Raw genomic sequence first — 18,133 nt, 5'->3', positions numbered from 1 at the left:
TAATTGGTTAAATAAACGCCGATAGCGTATTTACCCCACAGATTTAACGGGCTGACATTTTTACTTTTATGTTAAAGTGGGGGCGTTTGGTGGCACGCCACCGGTTTATTCGTAAGTAGTGATCATGAAAGAAAAAGCCACCTCGTTTGATATTGCCCACCGGGCTGGAGTGTCTCAGTCTACGGTGTCACGCGCCTTAAATAATAGTCCACTGGTCAGTCAGCAAACCCGCGACCGCGTGGTGCAGATTGCCCGCGAACTCAATTATAAGGTTGATAAGAACGCCAGTAACCTGCGCAAGCAAAAAAGTAACACCCTCGCGCTATTGCTGTTTGAAGATCCGACCACCGATGATTCGCTTATCAACCCGTTCTTTTTATCAATGTTAGGCAGCATCACCCGGGCCAGTGCCAATGCCGGCTATGATCTTCTGGTGTCGTTTCAGAATATGGCGGATGATTGGCACGCTGAATTTGAGGACTCCAATAAAGCCGACGGGATTATTTTGTTGGGTTATGGTGATTATCGCTCGTATCGTTCAAAATTAGCTCGCCTCGAAGAGCAAGGCACGCATTTTGTGCGTTGGGGCGCGCAGGATAAAGACCAGCCCGGCGTTAATATCGGGTGCGACAACTATCAAGGTGGCTTTCAGATTACCCGGCATTTAATTGCACAAGGCTATCAGAATATTGCGTTTGTAGGGGAATGCGGCGAACAGGCACCTGAATTTAAAGCACGTTATCAGGGCTACCGGGATGCGTTAAATACACATCATCTGCTTCCCGCCACCCCGTTGCAGTACGACGCCTTTTCCACAGAAGATTCCGGCTACGCGGCTATGCAGCATGTGCTTAATAGCCCCACGTTACCGAGGGCGGTAGTGTGCGCCTCGGATTTGATTGCTATTGGCGCGCTGGATGCTATCCATGAAGCTAAGTTAAAAGTGCCGGAAGATATTGCTATTGTGGGTTACGACAATATACCCGTTTCCGGTTATACCTCGCCTGGGTTGACCACGGTAAGGCAAAATACCACCCGGGCCGGGGAGTTGTTGGTAACCACCTTGATTAATGCTATCAACAAGCAACAGGTATATGATTACCTGATGCCTGCTGAGTTAATCATCAGGCGCTCGTGCGGCGCCAAGGAAAGTGATTGAAATCGCGGGTATAGGTTACTGGCGGGCTAGCTGGTCACGAATTTTTTCCAGTAACGCTGGGTGATTAATCGCCCCTTCCCTTACCCACACCTGAACACTGTTGGCCGCGACCTCGGTGTTCAGGGAAGCCCCCGTTTGCACTGTCATTTGCTGGCCTGATAACTGCTCCTTCCATTCCCCTGACTGCAACATCTCTGCTACCGCAAAATCGGCAGGGGTGGTTCCTTTATTCAATAGTACCAAGGCAGTTTGGGCAGCCGTGTCATCTTCTACTACACGATAAAATGCCGCCTTGTCACCGGCCAGCTCGATATTCACCTGCAGCCCGCGTTGCAAGGCCGGAGTACTTTGCCGAACATGGGCAATATTCTTTAATGCTTTATAGATAACGTGCGCGGGCGCCTTATCGATATTCTCCTGGCCAAGATAATTGCGATTGCCAGCATGCTCTGCGGTGCCTCGCATAAAGCCAATTTCTGAGCCTTGATAAATAACCGGTATGCCGCGCACCGTAAATAACCAGTTGTGGGCGTTAATAAAGCCATTATCGTCGGCATCCATCCGGGCCATATCGTGGTTATCATAGAAGGTGGTAAGTTCATATGGGTTATTGTACGGCCCGTGGGTCAGATACAGCACCTCTTCGAGCGCAGCAAAGTCACTGTTTGCCTGGGTAAATACCTCAACCATCGCCTTTTGCATAGGAAAATCCAGTACGCTCATGCCCCCGTTTTTAGGCAACGTATGCTGGGCGATAAAATTTGCATCATATACAAAGCTTTCGCCGAACATAAAAAAGTCTGGATGCTGGGCCCGTACCCGATCGGCCATTTCACGCCAGAAACCATGCGAAACATGGCGGATGGTATCGATACGAAACGCATCGGCGCCCTGCTCTATCCAGTACAGGTAGGCATTAATCAAGTAGTCCTGTACCTGCGGATTGGTTTCATTCAAATTAGACAGCTGCATTAAATCCGGATACGGATGAAAAAAGGATTGCAATGGCTGGCTGACATCTAGCTCAGTTGGCGGTAAATTTTTATGATCGGCAACCAGTTTGCCCTGCGCATCATACAGCTCTCCATAACCGGGCTGATCGTGCGGCATTGTAAAGCTGGGTGAGCCATGATTCGCCACAATATCAAACACCGTTTTCAAGCCATGTTGCTGGCGCATTGCGGTAGTGTAATCTTTAAACGATAAATCAGCACTTATAAGGTGCTCGTCTGCCTTATAGAAGTTGGTTGCCCAGTACCCGTGATAGCCGGTTTTGCCCCCGTCTTTAAATGCATCGCCATAGGTAATGGGTTCGCCACCGGTAAAAGCTTCGTCTGGGTTATCCAGAATCGGGGTTAGCCACACCGCGGTAAACCCTAATTCGCTGATATAATCAGCATTGTTGAGTACGCCTTGCAGGTCGCCACCCATATACCCAACATTGGCAAATTTGCCATCTGGGCCATCTAACTGTAACCGCCAGGTGGGGTTATCGCCGCCCTGATCTTGCTGGTTATTGGACGGGTCGCCATCGACAAACCGGTCCGTTACCACAAAGTAGATTGCTTCACTGGCAAACGGGTTGTCCGTGCCATAAATTGGCGTACCGGTCGAGCCCAAGCGCTGTTGGGCGGCGGTTTGTTCAACCTGCGAGCCGGCCATTTGAGTGGTGCTGGAACACGCTGATAATGCCGTTATTGCCGCGCCTACAGCAAGTGCAGTTAAGCGCTTTTGATAGTGATACATGAGTCAATCCTGTTAATTACTCGTTTGAACCGGGTCGGCTTCCTTTACAAAAAAGACCGATATTGCAGCCAAAAGCATCGAAACGCCTGCCACTACAATGATGTATTTGGCTTCATTATCGAACACATAGGACAAAACAAAGCCGGAGCACAAGCCCGCCACAATTTGCGGCACCGCTACCGTAAAATTAAAAATGCCCATATAGACGCCGGTTTGCTGCGCCGGCAGGGCTCCGGCTAGCATGGCATAAGGCATAGCAAGAATGGCTGCCCAGGCAATACCTATCCCAACCATTGGCACCAGTAGTTTTACCGCCCCCAAGGGCACGTCCACCTGGGTAATCAGTAAATTCACGTTCACGATAGTGAGATCCTGAAACACTAAAAAGCTGATATACCCGACGCCACCCGCCAGCAGCGACATGGAATATACAAATTTGCGCCCAAAGCGGTCAGCTAACCGCGCCAGAAATACCGAGAATACCGCCGCAAAAACCGAATAGGCGGCAAATAGGATCCCAACCCAGTCACCGGCTGCACCTTTAGCCATGACAATGGTTTCCGGAATCATAGGTACCGTGGCGATAAAAGCAGGATCGAACCACTTTTTATCGACGTTCCAGATATGCTGGGTAATCGCCGGGGTGGTGTATACCCACATAATGTACAAGGCAAACCAGGAGAAGAACTGCACCACTGCCAGTTGTTTCATGGTGTCAGGCATATTCACTACTAACCGGCCAAAATTACCCAGGCGGGTAGTCATACTTTGTTTTGGCGCGGGTGCCTGCTCAACTTCAATGCCTTTATAGCGATGATAATCCGCCGGGGCGTACTCTTTTGTACGGACCACTGTCCAGATAACCGTGCCCAGTAATACGGTGGCACCAAGATAGAACGCCCAGGTAACGGATGGCGCGACTTCGCCCATTTGAGCGGTATTTTCAAGGCCCACTACATTGGTCAACACAAAGGGCAGAATGGAACCAATTACCGCGCCAATATTTATCAGCAATGACTGCACAGAATAGCCGACGTTACGCTGCCCGGGAGGCACCATATCTGAAACCAGTGAGCGAAATGGCTGGAAACATACATTAAACGAAGCATCCATCAGCGCTAGCATTACTGCGCCAAAAATCATTGGTGCCATAAAGGTCACAAATAGGGGGGCATTCGGCATTAGCAACATGCCTATCGCTGCTGCTATTGCCCCAACCAGGATGAAAGGACGGCGGCGGCCCAGCCGGTTCCAGGTGCGGTCAGATGCCGCCCCAACCAATGGCTGGATTAATAGCCCCATAATGGGGGCTACCAACCAGAACAGTGAAAGAGAATGAAGATCTGCGCCTAAATCCGAGAGTATTCGTGACACATTCGCGTTTTGCAGGGCAAAACCGAATTGTACACCGAGGAAGCCAAAGCTTACGTTCCATACCTGCCAGAAGTGCAGTCTGGGTTGTTGTGTTTGCATAGTTACCACTATTGTTATGGTTATTGATTAATTCACGGGTTATCAGTTTAACAGCCATACTGTAGCACTTTGTGGTGCAATTGTTATCTCGCCGGTGGCCGTGGCGACTTCGCTACTATCCGGCCAGCGCTGCAGCGTGTTTATGCCCCGCAACTGTGCCGCAAAGCGCGGTAACGGTAAGGTTACCTGCTGGGCGTTTTTATTGAGTACCACCATTGCCCCGTCACCGTGACCCTGCTTACCCTCTTTTGCCGTTTTAAAGTATACGTACACCCCCTCCTGTGGGGCGTAATGGGTATACTGACCAGTGGCTATCACCGGGTGCTGACGGCGTAATGTCAGTAGTCCTTGAATAAGCGCCCTGGCCTCTTGTTGTTGCGCCGTCAGATTTTCACCGGTAAAACCATTGACCTTATCGTCAGGCCAGCTACCGGGAAAGTTACTGCGTATCACGCCGTGGTCATCGCTGTGCGGGTTAGCCATTAAAATTTCGGTGCCATAAAATACTTGCGGGATACCGCGGCTGGTCAACAGATAGGTCATCGCCATTTTCCAAAGTGCAAAATCTTCATCCAGCTGGGTAAAGATTCGGCTCATGTCGTGGTTATCACCAAAAATCACCAGATTATAGGGATCGCCATACAGCGCATCCGACGCAAGCAAACTATACAGCTCAACTAGCCCGGTCCCCCAGGATTCCTGGTTTTTCAACGCGTCCACCAGGGTAGCCTGTAACGGAAAGTCCATTACACTGGGCAAAGAGGATTGGTAGCCATCATCTGGATTCGAGCCGGCCTGCCAATAACTGGTAATGACCGGGTTTACCGTCCACTCTTCTCCCACGATATTCAGCTCAGGGTATTCCTGCATAAGACGATGGGTCCAGTGGCTTAAAAAGGCTTTGTCGGAATACGAATAAGTATCTACCCGCAGCCCACTTAAGTCGGCATACTCTATCCACCAGATAGCCTGTTGAGTCAGATAAGTGGCTAAATAAGGGTTCTGCTGATTTAGATCGGGCATGGTGGGTACAAACCAACCATCACTAAATGCGCTTACATCTGCGGCTACGCCGTGCATATCGTGGAGTGCTTCGCGCCGATGGGTGGTAGCAGTGAATTCGCCCTGATTGTTAATCCAGTCTGCCGATGGCATGTCAGCCATCCACGGGTGATGACTGCCAATATGGTTAAGTACCACATCCATGATCAGGCCTATACCTCGCTCACGCCCTTGTTTGCTCAGTTCGCGATATAGCGCATTGGTGCCATAGCGGGGGTCAATCTGATAGTGGTCAGTGATGGCGTAGCCGTGATAAGAATACGCATCCATGGCATTTTCCAGTAGTGGCATCGGCCACAACTGCGTAAACCCCATCTCCTGTAGATAATCCAGATGATCGATTAGGCCTTGAATATCCCCTCCATGACGCCCGCCGGGTTTGTCTGGCTGAGGCTTATCTACCAGCGCGGCATGAGCATCATTACTGGGGTCGCCGTTAACAAAGCGATCCGCCGTTACCAGATAAATGGTGTCGCGCTGACCAAACCCGGTCCGCGCGCGCGAGCCATCACGACGGCGATGAATATCATAGGTAAACTGCGTATCTGCCTGACCGGGCCGGCGCAGTGTAAAGGTATACTGCCGGGCGGTCGCGTGTTTGACATCCACATCAATAAACAAATAGTTGGGGCTGTCCTGTGAGGCAACCTTAACAATACTGACATCAGGGGAATTTACAGTCACTTCGCTGCCCGCGATATCTTTCCCTGCCACCATGAGTTGCAAGGTAGAAGATTGCATCCCCACCCACCATGAGGGCGGCGCCACCGTTAATTCGGGTGGTTGACTGGCGTGGCCCTGGCTGCCCCCGAAGAGACTGGTTAGAAAGACTATTGTGTGGACGGCTTTGTGCATGCTCTGCCTTACTTTTGTTAATCGCCAAATAGCATGCTACTTGGCTAGGTTAACAGGATGTTACCCCTGGAAGCCTTGACAACCAAGGCTTTGCATACGTATTCAGCGAAAAGAAAAAGTCCCTTTTTTTGCATTTTTAAAACAAAAAGGCAGCAAAATCTACTGTACGTAACGTTACGCGTAACATCACCGTACGCCGCCAACCCCTTGTTATATCGCCGTTATTATTAATTATTTGCGATTTGTTTATCACAATGTAAACAATTGTTCTAAACTATGTTTACTGACGTATACGAAAGTATAATACGTCGCCTTTCAGTGGCAGACTTTTTGTCTATAAAAGCCGCCACGCCTTATGTTAATAATTTGCGGTTTTAGATGTAAACCGGGCATGACGTAGCCCCAGAACCTATTGTGAAGTGTAACGATAAGAGCCAGACGCCCCCGTTCTTAGTAGTTAAGGAAGCGCTCGGGCCGTGGATTAAGGACATACTATGTTAAACCCTACTATTTTAAGCCTGGCCAATACGCTAAACGCGTTTCATCCTCGTTCTCCGGTAAGCTATTTACAGGTAGCTCATTACTGCCGTGATGTTTCGCTGGATATATTGAAGCGTATGACCAGTGAAATCGAAATGTCGCTGGGCCAAAAAGGCCCAGCCCCTGATGCTATTGTCGAGAATGCCAAAAAGGTTAAATCACGTAGTAGCTATTTGTTGGCGGAAGTTAAAGGAGTACCCAAGGTGGTTGGCCGCCATTTTGTTACCATGCCCATAGACGAAACCAGTAAAGCAAGGTTGATGGCAATGTCACAAGGGTGCGAGCGCAACAATGTAATGTTGCTATGTGATATTAACCCGCAGGCAAGGTATGTTGCCCTGCCCTATGGCTTACAGCCGGCAGACTTAACAATTGAGGAGATTCTCAATTTTGACCGGGGAGTGGCAGATATTCTGGTGCGGGTAGAACGTACGGCAGTGGCTTTTAGCAAGCTATATGATGTTGGGGGGGCGCCTTCAGGATTTCTAACCCAAAGCACACCGCTGGATGACATTTATGAAAACAAAGGTTTGTTAGTTAACGAAACCCCACCTAATTAATATCCCCGCTAAAGGTAAGTCCCAGGGCCAGCGGTGCTGCCAGCCTTGGGGCGTACCTTGTGTCAACACTACAGCTTCGCAGCGTTTAGTGCGCTCACTTCTAACACAACGGCATGGTGTGCTGGCACGTTAACCTTAACCACGACAGCGTCTTGCTGATGACTCAGCGTTATCTTCGCCGTACGGTCCAACAGGTTTTTCACACGATACGCCGACCACGGCGTCACCCGCTGCTTCTGATTTAAAGGTTCGGCCTGTGGCTTTACACCTGCTGAATTAGCGAGTTGAAACGCTGTCACTAATGACTCAGGGAGAGTGAGCGTCATAGCAGCTTCGTCGTCATCAAAATTACTAATTACAATCAACGGCTGATGCGGGTGATCACGTAAAAAACTGTAGACCCGATCAGTCTGTTGTTGTCGCGCCGCCTGTTGGTACTGAAGTAGACTGTAGGTGGGGCTATCCATTGCCGGATGATAAGCGGCAACGTGCAGCACGCTTTGGTAATAATCACGAAGCGAGCGCTCTTTTTCGGTTAGCCTGGCGCCATCAAATTTCCCCTCATTCATCCAGCGCTGATGCGCCGGTACCCCAGCATAGTCAAAAATAGTCGTCCGGGAGGCCTGCCCGTACCCCATATTTTCACTACCATCCTCGCCCACTTCCTGGCCAAAATACAACATAAATGGCGCATCGCTTTTCAAGGCTGAAACTGCCAGAGCCGGCTTACCTTTCACCGCACTACCGGCAAATGGCTTACTGGCAATGCGCTGTTCGTCATGGTTTTCCAGAAAATGCAGCATAGATGACTCGATATCAACAACGTCGCCGGCTGCCTGGTCCAGCGTTGTGACGCTGGCCTGGTTCTGTATAACCAGCTTAAGTGAGTCGTAAAATCCCACTTTATCGTAAAGATAGTCCATCAGGCCTGATTGTATATATTCGCGGTAACGGTCCGGTTGGTAGACCTCGGCCAGAATAAAGGCGTCTGGGTTATGATGTTTAATAGAAGAATTTAAAAAAGACCAAAACGCCACCGGCACCATTTCAGCCATATCAAAGCGAAATCCATCCACCCCTTTAGCTAGCCAGAATAAGGCGATATCGCGCATTTTGTACCAAGAGTCGGGCAATTGCTTATCTTGCCAGTATGCATAATGGGCTGCGCTATCCTGATTAGCCAGACCAGGCGCTAAGGTTGGAAAGTCGGTTTTCCCCTCAGCCGTCATACCATAATTGATTTTAACAGTTTCATACCAGTCATTGGCGTCAGGTTGCGCGGCCGTGGCACCGTTACCGGTCCACTTGGCAGGGCTTTCATCAAACATACCGTCAACCAGCGGGTGGGCCGCCCCGCCTGTAGGGTGGAACCCTTCAGGCTGCTCAGGCACCTGAAAAGCTTTTCCAGGTACATAGTAAAAATTATTGTCCCGCGCGTATACCGTGTTGGTGTTGTCATTCGCGCCCAGTGACGCCACGCCTGGGGGGGCCTGGGTAGAGCGATAGCCGCGGGCAACATGGTTAGGTACAATATCAATAATAACCTGCATATTATGTGCATGCGTGCGAGCTATCAGCGCTTCGAATTCTGCCATACGTTGTGCAGGGTCTTGTGCCAGGTCAGGATCTACGTCGTAGTAGTCTTTGACCGCGTAAGGTGAACCAGCGCGCCCTTTAATCACATCAGGATCGTCCAGCGCGATACCGTACTGCGTATAATCTGTGGCGGTAGCATGGTGGGGCACACCAGTGAACCAGATATGGGAAACGCCCATCTGGCGAATTGCAGAAAGTGCAGTATTCGAAAAATCGTTAAACTTGCCTACCCCGTTTTCCTCAATCGAACCCCAAGGCTTGTTGGTAGAATTAGTATTGCCAAACAAGCGGGTGAACACTTGATAGACAACTGGTTTACTTTGAGGGGGCGTATTCATGGAAGCGGCCTGGACTGTTTCAGATTCCGAAGAATTGCTGTTCGTACAGGAAAATAATAGAACACTGCACAGCGAAATGAAACCGGCAGCGGCGCGCGGGGAAGATAAACGGAACATAGGTTAACTTTCTTTGATAAACAGTTCTGTTAAAAGAATACCTGTTAAAAGAAAGTTAACCCACCATATGCATACGTATTCAGACGTATTTACGCAGCACGTTGTTCTTTATTAATTTTGGTCAGAATTGATGGTTGATGACGGAAAATAGCACCAAAATTGGGTACTTCCTGCAGTTCGGCCATTATCTTACGCTGAAAGCGCTGTAATGCTGGCGATACCTGTTGCATAAACTCAACCGGTGAAATTTGATAAGCCGCTCGTTTGCCATGATAGTCTATTTCGCTACCCAGTTGTTCAAACTGAATCCCTAAAATACGCAGGCTACGCGCGAGTCTTGGTTCCATCATCACATATACGTTTTCGATGTCACGCAACACACAAATGCTGGCAGCGAAAAAATACAAAGAAAGTGATAAATAAGGAAAATTACGACCCGGCTTATCTTTTTTGAAACCGTTGTTCAGGGATTTACCAGTCACTGGCGATAAGCTGTTGTCTGAACTACGGCGGCGGAACTGTTTTGGTATAGCAAGTCGGGATATTTCACAAATCGAGTAACGCGGATAACGCTGCGGACTATGATCATCGATTCTGATAGCACTGGGGCAATTTTGTTCGATGGGTAACAACTGTCCGGGGTGCTGGGGCATAACTAACCGGATGGTCCCAGCACAGTCGCCTGTCGCTTTGTGCTTGATGTAGCAGCTTAATGCAAACTCATCAAACTCATCAAATTCCATACGATTTGGACGGGCGTCCTCGAAGCCCATTTCTTCGCAATATACCTGATGGCGCGTTTTAAAGCAGGTACGTTGTTCGTGCTCTTCATTGGCTACGACTAACGTAAAATGTTCGAAGAAATGATCGGCCGCGGCATCGATGATTTTATTCATTTTCCGGCGCACGACAGGACGAATCATCTGCTTGATTCCTGGTACTTTATGTACTCTTTTAAAAACATTTAGCAAGCGACGTTTCACTTTGACTCCCGTTTATGGACTTGTAATTATACTCTTTACCTCTGTCAATCCATTCCTTGACTGCGCTAAAACACGATCGATACCAGATCGCACGCATTCGATACACTGCCTGATGACTTCGCCAAAGTAAATTACAATATCTGAATTTAGTTTGGGCCAAACAGCAGCATAATCTCAGAGAAGTAAATTAAGAAAATAATGAGGGTTATTTATTCTTTTATTGAGTGTATCAACAATTGTGCCATTGTGGGAGAGCCCGCCAGATAAGCCTTGCAGAGGCATTTTATTTTGTTACAACATTTTTACTAGATAGCCAATTGTAAAATTGACCTCAGCATTCCGCGTTTTGAACTAAATACTTTTAAGAAAAACAACAAGATTGGGAATATTTACGGACAATCCTTCGGTAGGAATTTTTTTCATAGTGGGAAAGAATAATCAGCGCGGATTCGACAACTTCGACCCCAAATTTAGACTAAAGAATCATAAAAAAAAGCCGCGGTGATACACACCCCTTGTCCCCACAGGCGCAATAAATATAAATATAGATACATTACAAACAATAGCGTGTTGCCATTTGGCGTCACTAAAAGAAGGCGATAGCGGATAAACACCGATTAACGGCCGAAATTTTCAAAAATAGTCAATAAATACAGCATCATAGAAATGACGTACCCATATGGAGACACAGAGCGCTTTGGTGTAAAAAAACTACATTAACGGATACGGGTGCGGTTATTGGTGTCCCTGGATGCTCTGATTAACGCATCGCCAGCCTGATAATCTGACTTAGCCATCCTGTCATATAATACCACATTGACGGTAGCTGCCAGGTTCATACAGCCTCTGGTAGGGATATAAACCACCTGCTCGCACCATGCCAAATCACAGTTCGATAACGAGCCATCTTCGGGGCCAAACACGTAGAACGCATTGGCGGGGTGGACAAATTCCGGCAGCGGTACTGCGCCTTCAACTAATTCCACCGCGACTGCTACCGCCCCAGCCGGGACCATAGCAGATAACGTATCTACCCCTACCGTGGGAATAAGTTTATGCATGGCTTTGGTATCAGCATTGAAATCCTTGGCGCGCCGGTACCGTTCACCCGTATAAAAGACGCTACTGGCACCGTAACATCCAGCGGCACGTAATACAGAGGCTACATTCGTGGCTGACTTCGGGTTAGAAAGGCCGATACTGAACATACTATTGTTATTATCACACTGTGTTTGTTGCATGATAGACACACCACTGCCGTTGGGGGCGCAGAGTATGCCAGAATCTTTTTATACTGTCATCGGGTAAATTACTGAATTATGTCGATTTTAATAACAGTGCGGATAAAATCGGCCAGCGCATGGCTTTGCACCAACGAAGTGGCAGCGGCAATGTCTGGAGCAAAGTACCGATCTTTGGCATAAAACGGTACCTGGCAACGCAACATTGCCTGTACTTTTTGCAAAGGCTCACTGGTTTTCAAAGGTGCGCGAAAATCAATGCCCTGGCTTGCCGCCAGCCATTCAATCGCCAGTACGCCCGCCACATTTTGATAAATAGTGGCCAGCCTGCGCGCGGCGAAGGTCGCCATTGATACATGATCTTCCTGATTGGCCGAGGTAGGTAACGAGTCGACTGACGCCGGGTGCGCCAGGGTTTTATTTTCGCTGGCCAGCGCGGCCGCAGTGACCTGCGCGATCATAAACCCGCTGTTGACGCCCCCATTGTTCACCAGGAACGCCGGCAAACCGCTGAGGGTGCTGTCTACCAATAACGCTGTGCGCCGCTCCGACAGTGCAGCTATTTCGCTTAATGCGATGGCCAGCATGTCAGCACTCATGGCGATAATTTGTGCATGAAAATTACCGCCCGATAAAATACTTGCATCAGCGGCAAATACCAAGGGATTGTCTGATACACCGTTTGCTTCAGTGACTATGGTAGCGGCACTATGGCGCAGATGGTGCAGTACGGCGCCCATCACCTGAGGCTGACAGCGTACCGAATAGGGGTCTTGTACCTTGTCACAATGCGCATGTGCCTGACCGATTCCAGAGCTGGCCAAAAGCCGTCGATACGCCTTTGCGATATCGGTTTGGGCACAGTGTCCTCGCACCTGATGTATGCGTGCGTCAAAAGGGACGCGCGACGCCGCAGCGGCATCGACGGTGAGCGCGCCAATTCCAATAGCACTTAATAGCGCACTTTCAGTATAAAATACCCCTTGCAGAGCAAATGCGGTAGAGGCCTGCGTACCATTTAGTAGTGCCAGCCCTTCTTTAGGCGCCAGGGTCATTACCTTAATGCCCGCCTGGGCAAGCCCGTATTTAGCCGGATACCGCTGACCTTCAATAAATACTTCGCCCTCGCCCAGCAGCACAGCACTCATATGGGCTAAGGGCGCAAGATCGCCCGAGGCGCCCACTGACCCCTGTTGTGGCACCGCCGGCCAAATACGCCGATTAAACAAGGTGATCAACGCGGCTATCACATCAAAGCCTACGCCAGAGTAGCCTCTTGCTAAGGAGTTTATTTTTAGCAGCATCATTAGCCGAACCGTGGCTTCCTCCATAAACTCACCAATGCCGGCGGCATGGGATAACACAATACTGCGCTGCAACTCGATCAATTGGTCTGGTGCTATCCGGGTATTCGCGAGGAGTCCAAAACCGGTATTGATGCCATATACAGTCCGGCCTTGTGCTATAACATCATCGACGGTCTGCCGTGCCGCTGCAATCGGTCCGCGTGCATTATCCGACAACCGGATAGGTTGATGCTGACGAAAAAAATGGCGGCAATCATCCAGCGTTAATGTGCCCGGTTCCAGATGGAAACTACTGTTCATGAGCGGAGCCCTGCATCGGTAAATCCAGTTGATGGGCTTGGGCACACTCCTGGGCCAGGGAATAACCCGCATCTGCATGGCGCATCACCCCGCTGGCGGGGTCGTTGTGCAAGACTCGACGAAGCCGTTGGTCGGCTTCAACACTGCCATCGCAAACTATCACCATACCGGCGTGCTGGCTAAACCCCATGCCCACGCCGCCCCCCTGATGCACACTTACCCAGGTAGCCCCACTGGCGGTATTTAATAATGCGTTTAGTAGCGGCCAATCGGCTACCGCGTCTGAGCCATCCTGCATGGCCTCAGTTTCCCGGTTTGGCGATGCCACTGAGCCAGAATCCAGATGATCGCGGCCAATGACTATCGGCGCCGATAATTCACCGGTTCTGACCATCTCATTAAATGCCAGACCAAGGCGTAAACGTTGCCCTAACCCCACCCAGCATATACGCGCTGGTAATCCTTGAAATGCAATGCGCGCTCGCGCCATATCCAGCCATTGGTGCAGGTGCGGATCGTCAATCAATTGTTTTACCCGTTCATCTGTCTTATAAATATCCTGTGGATCGCCCGATAGCGCTACCCAGCGAAACGGCCCGATACCACGACAGAATAAAGGCCTGATATAGGCCGGAACGAAGCCGGGAAAATCAAACGCATTATCTACCCCCGACTCCATCGCCATCTGACGAATATTATTGCCGTAATCCAGCGTGGCAGCCCCGCAACTTTGCATTTTCAGCATGGCCTTAACCTGATTAGCGATGGAAAGTTTAGCCGCGTGAATCACCCTGTTAGGGTTAGTTTGGCGTTGGGCTGCCGCTTGCGCCATAGTCCATCCTTCCGGCAAGTAACCATTCAGCGGATCGTGCGCACTGGTTTGGTCGGTTACCACGTCAGGAATGATGTGCTGAGCAAGTAAGGCATGGTACACCGTAGCGGCGTTCCCCAATAAGCCAATGGACACCGGGGTACCCTGCTGGTTGGCGCGGTTGATCTGCGCCAGGGCGTCGGCTAAATCGTACGCTTTGCTGTCCAGATAGCCATTTTTAAGGCGGTAATCAATGCGGGTTTCATCCACTTCAACCGCAAGCAGGGAATAGCCAGCCATTGTGGCGGCAAGGGGCTGTGCGCCGCCCATCCCGCCCAGGCCGGCGGTCAGAATCCAACGCCCCTGACTACTTCCATTAAAGTGTTTTTTTGCCACACTGACAAATGTTTCGTATGTCCCTTGCACGATACCTTGTGAGCCGATATATATCCATGACCCGGCAGTCATCTGGCCGTACATCATTAAACCTTTACGATCGAGCTCATTAAAATGGTCCCAAGTCGCCCAACGTCCCACTAAATTGGAATTGGCGATGAGCACCCGTGGCGCATTAACATGCGTGGGAAACACCCCCACCGGCTTTCCCGATTGGATTAACAGGGTTTCGTCATCCGCCAGACGTTTAATAACTTCCACGATTTTGTCATAGGCAGACCAGTCTCGGGCGGCCCGCCCAATGCCGCCGTAAACCACCAGCGATTGAGGATGTTCGGCTACCGCAGGGTCAAGATTGTTCATCAACATGCGTAATATTGCTTCGGTTTGCCAGCTCCGCGCGCTAAGCGTGTTGCCGATAGGAGAGCGAATAATTCGCTGGGTATCCAGGCGCTTCATAATTAGCCCTTATCCGTGGCGGTAAACTGCAAATGGCTGCCTAAACGGTACCGGCTACCAGGGTGAATTAAGGTGGCCACACTAACAATTCCCTGACTACAATAGGTTCTGCGATGGATACACAAACATGCATCGCCGGTGGTAATACTTAACCAACTGGCGGTGCGCGCATCAGCATGTATCGCTTCTACAATATGGTCTGCTTCGGTAAGCGGGGCGACCCGATGTAAATAGGTATTGATACTCACTTGAGTAAGATCCTGCAGCAAAAAATCTGTTGCTATACGCTGGTTAACCCACCGTGTTTCAAGCTGAACCGGCAGGCGGTTTTCCAAATGTACCAGTTGGCTGTAGAACAACTGTTGTGATGCTTCATACCCCAGGTATCCTGCGGTGACTTTATCCGCGCGCCGGGCTTCATGGCTTAATACCTGAACATCGTATTGATGATGGCGCTGCTCAATTTCCTGTTTGATTCCCACAATCGTCAGCATCGAACTCATCGGCCGTTCATCGCTAACAAAGGTGCCAAGACCCTGCGAGCGGGCCAAAATCCCTTCAGCAACAAGTTCCGATAGCGCTTGGCGGGCAGTCATTCGGCTCACGCCGAAATCGCTGGCCAACTGATTTTCAGAAGCAATTTTATCGCCTGGTTTCAAGCTACCCTGTTCAATGGCACTGACAAGCTGTGCTTTTATTCTGACAAACTGTGGCTGCATAAGCTGGCCCATTTGTTAATTTAATGTTACTTTATGCCAACTATCTTGTATATACAAGTATAGACAGCCTAAGAACTTCGGCGGTGCAGCAATGACTACAACGCGAATTTACAATGTTAACCTGATGACCATGGATAGCTCTTTGCCATCGGGGGCAAACGGTATCCTGTGTGATAGCGAACTATGGATATATGAGAATGACATTGTGGCGGTGGGCCCCGCCGCTGATTGGCAGCAGCGCCCCCATCGGTCCATTGATGCCAAAAACCAGTGGTGTCTGCCTGGCTTTATCGACTGTCATACCCACCTGATTTATGCCGGCTCCAGAGCCGATGAGTTCAGCCAACGGCTTGATGGTGTACCCTACGCCACTATCGCCGGTGCCGGCGGGGGAATTTTAAATTCGGTCCGGCAAACCCGCGCTGCCGAGGCCAGCGACTTGTTGCAGCAAAGTATGCGCCGCGCCCAGCGGCTGATAGACGAAGGGGTCACAACCCTGGAAGTTAAATCGGGCTATGGGCTGGACCAGCACACCGAAGTAAAGATGCTTAATGTCGCCCGCGCATTGGCCCGGCATCTGCCAGTGCAGGTAATAAGAACGTATCTAGGCGCCCATGCCGTGCCGGCTGAATACCGCGATAATGCCCAGGCGTACATAGACTTTGTTTGTACCCGGATGATTCCACTGGTGGCTGAGCTACAGCTTGCCCAGGCGGTGGACGTGTTTTGCGAAACTGTCGGCTTTACCCTTGACCAAACACGACAAGTCTTTGCGGCAGCAAAAAACCACGGTTTACCGGTCAAGGTCCACGCCGAGCAATTAACCAATACTCACAGCGCCAGGTTGGCAGCTGAATATCAGGCGTTAAGCGCTGATCACCTTGAATACCTATCCGCTGATGACGTACCTGCGCTAGCCGATAGCGGGTGTGTAGCGGTTTTATTACCGGGGGCTTTTTATTATTTAAAGGAACAACAGCTGCCGCCCATCGCAGCGCTTCGCCAGTATAAGGTCCCGATGGCAGTTGCTACAGATTGTAACCCGGGTACCTCGCCGGTCAGCTCTTTGTTAACCTGTGCCAATATGGCCTGTGTGCTGTTTGGATTGACGCCCGAGGAGGCCCTCGTCGGAATAACCCGCCACGCCGCCAGCGCTCTTGGTTTAACCAACAAGGGAATGCTTAAAGCCGGAATGGCCGCAGATTGTTGTTTATGGAATGTTGATACCCCTACCGCGCTGATTTATGAAATAAATGGCTATCGCCCTACGGCGCGGTGGATAGGAGGAAAATATGTCGGTTGAACAGCTATGGTGCGGCCGAACAGAAGACGCAGCGTTCAACCATGCCCGCGCTTTATTATGGCATCATGTAGTTCGCTTTAGTCCCCCTCAAACGCCCGCTAGCAAAGATAGCCCGACAAAGCAGCTGGCGGTAATAGGTTATCCAAGCGATGAAGGTGCACGTCTCAACCAGGGCCGGGTTGGCGCTGCCGAGGGCCCGACGTATTTACGTAAAATGCTGGCTTCAGTAGCCTGGCCCTGGCAAGCCGAGCTCTATGACTGTGGTAATACCCCGGTATATTCAGATTTACCTGCCACCCAACATCATTACCAGCAAAAACTGGCAGGGTTATTACGCCACTCCCATGCAGTTTTATCGCTGGGAGGCAGCCACGATATTGCGGTAGGCAGCTATTTAGCCTTGGCCCAACATCTGCCACCCAAGCAGACCATTGGCATCATTAATATCGATGCCCATCTAGATTTACGCAGCCCGGCGACAGGGCCAAGCTCCGGCACGCCGTTTCGGCAAATTGCACAATGGTGCGACACCCACCAACGCGCTTTCCACTATGTTTGTCTGGGCGTGTCCAGGGCCAGCAATAGCTCCGCGCTATTTGAATTTGCCAACCATAAACAATGCACCGTAATCAGTGATACCGACTTTTCGTTTGATACTGCAAAAATAGCCGTTGCACCGATGTTGCGTTATATAGATAACCTGTATGTCACTGTGTGCATGGATGCATTTCCCGGCTATGCAGCGCCTGGGGTAAGTGCGCCGGCGGCGCTGGGGGTTGACCCGATACACGTAATAAAACTGCTGAATTGGCTAGGTAACGCGGCCAGTTCAGCTGGGGTCAGTTGGCAGTTGGCAGACATTGCCGAACTGAACCCCCGTTATGATACAGATTGTCGTACCGCCCGTTTAGCGGCACGGTTAGGCTTTACGCTGGCGCAAGCAATGCTGTCTAATACGACACCTCGGGTTTACACATAGTTACCGGGGCCGGTACGTGTGTGGGAATATTATTGCTCTCTATACGCAATTAGCTGGTCCCTAGCCCGTTAAAACCACTCGCCTGAGGTTTGCCAGACCCAGCAAACCTACCCCATCTGAAATGGTAACCACGCCAATTTCGTTAACATTTTGTTGACATAAACCAGCATACTGGCTAATTTGTAAGCG

General features: G+C 50.2%; 13 protein-coding genes. 4 read left to right on the top strand and 9 right to left on the bottom strand.

Translation table 11 applies throughout. The features are described 5' to 3' along the window. Positions 1–124: 124 nt before the first annotated feature. The gene (locus D0Y50_RS09070) at positions 125–1,159 is read left to right on the top strand and encodes a LacI family DNA-binding transcriptional regulator (protein ID WP_117316562.1); all 1,035 of its coding nucleotides are present in this window, start codon (positions 125–127) and stop codon (positions 1,157–1,159) included. A 15-nt stretch (positions 1,160–1,174) separates the two neighbouring features. Here D0Y50_RS09070 and D0Y50_RS09065 read toward each other — a convergent pair whose 3' ends face one another. The 3 genes from D0Y50_RS09065 to D0Y50_RS09055 are packed head-to-tail and all read right to left on the bottom strand — an operon-like array spanning position 1,175 to position 6,295. Beyond that, on the bottom strand, positions 1,175–2,905 hold the full coding sequence (locus tag D0Y50_RS09065) for an alpha-amylase family glycosyl hydrolase (protein WP_117316560.1): 1,731 nt from the start codon (positions 2,903–2,905) through the stop codon (positions 1,175–1,177). A 12-nt stretch (positions 2,906–2,917) separates the two neighbouring features. Beyond that, complete coding sequence (locus D0Y50_RS09060; RefSeq protein WP_108567045.1) at positions 2,918–4,378, bottom strand: MFS transporter; 1,461 nt, start codon at positions 4,376–4,378, stop codon at positions 2,918–2,920. Positions 4,379–4,420: 42 nt separating this feature from the next. Next, positions 4,421–6,295, bottom strand: coding sequence for a glycoside hydrolase family 13 protein (locus D0Y50_RS09055; RefSeq protein ID WP_117316558.1), 1,875 nt, complete (start codon positions 6,293–6,295; stop codon positions 4,421–4,423). Between the two features lie 494 nt (positions 6,296–6,789). Here D0Y50_RS09055 and D0Y50_RS09050 point away from each other — a divergent pair, with 494 nt between their 5' ends. Then, positions 6,790–7,395: a hypothetical protein gene (locus D0Y50_RS09050; RefSeq protein WP_117316556.1), complete on the top strand. Its 606-nt coding sequence runs from the start codon at positions 6,790–6,792 to the stop codon at positions 7,393–7,395. Positions 7,396–7,463: 68 nt separating this feature from the next. On the opposite strand, the gene D0Y50_RS09045 is transcribed toward D0Y50_RS09050, so the two are convergent. The 6 genes from D0Y50_RS09045 to hutC all read right to left on the bottom strand — a co-directional run bounded on the left by D0Y50_RS09045 (position 7,464) and on the right by hutC (position 15,662). Next, positions 7,464–9,446 carry an alpha-amylase family protein gene (locus tag D0Y50_RS09045; RefSeq protein ID WP_218023569.1) on the bottom strand — a complete coding sequence of 661 codons (1,983 nt, stop codon included), beginning with the start codon at positions 9,444–9,446 and terminating at the stop codon, positions 7,464–7,466. An 89-nt stretch (positions 9,447–9,535) separates the two neighbouring features. Then, positions 9,536–10,369 (bottom strand): PEP-CTERM/exosortase system-associated acyltransferase, encoded by an 834-nt coding sequence (locus D0Y50_RS09040; RefSeq protein WP_117316552.1) that lies wholly within the window; start codon positions 10,367–10,369, stop codon positions 9,536–9,538. Positions 10,370–11,145: 776 nt separating this feature from the next. After that, on the bottom strand, positions 11,146–11,670 hold the full coding sequence (locus D0Y50_RS09035; RefSeq protein ID WP_176582451.1) for an RNA methyltransferase: 525 nt from the start codon (positions 11,668–11,670) through the stop codon (positions 11,146–11,148). Positions 11,671–11,738: 68 nt separating this feature from the next. After that, positions 11,739–13,277: a histidine ammonia-lyase gene (gene hutH / locus D0Y50_RS09030; protein ID WP_108567040.1), complete on the bottom strand. Its 1,539-nt coding sequence runs from the start codon at positions 13,275–13,277 to the stop codon at positions 11,739–11,741. Next, a complete protein-coding gene (gene hutU / locus D0Y50_RS09025; protein ID WP_117316550.1) occupies positions 13,267–14,943 on the bottom strand; it encodes a urocanate hydratase in 1,677 nt (558 codons plus the stop codon). Before hutU ends, hutH begins: the two co-directional genes overlap by 11 nt. Before the next feature lie 2 nt (positions 14,944–14,945). Then, the gene (gene hutC, locus D0Y50_RS09020; protein ID WP_117318698.1) at positions 14,946–15,662 is read right to left on the bottom strand and encodes a histidine utilization repressor; all 717 of its coding nucleotides are present in this window, start codon (positions 15,660–15,662) and stop codon (positions 14,946–14,948) included. Positions 15,663–15,753: 91 nt separating this feature from the next. On the opposite strand from hutC, the gene hutI reads away from it, so the two are divergent. Continuing rightward, a complete protein-coding gene (gene hutI / locus D0Y50_RS09015; protein WP_117316548.1) occupies positions 15,754–16,965 on the top strand; it encodes an imidazolonepropionase in 1,212 nt (403 codons plus the stop codon). Further along, positions 16,955–17,944, top strand: a complete 990-nt coding sequence (hutG, locus tag D0Y50_RS09010; RefSeq protein ID WP_117316546.1) for a formimidoylglutamase — start codon at positions 16,955–16,957, stop codon at positions 17,942–17,944. The genes hutI and hutG overlap by 11 nt, the downstream gene beginning before the upstream one ends. Positions 17,945–18,133: the final 189 nt, after the last annotated feature.

This window comes from Salinimonas sediminis, assembly GCF_003429285.1.
GTDB classification, from domain to species: Bacteria; Pseudomonadota; Gammaproteobacteria; order Enterobacterales; family Alteromonadaceae; genus Alteromonas; species Alteromonas indica.
The sequence above is the reverse complement of the archived record's forward strand: the minus strand, read 5'-3'. Positions and strand labels throughout refer to the sequence as shown.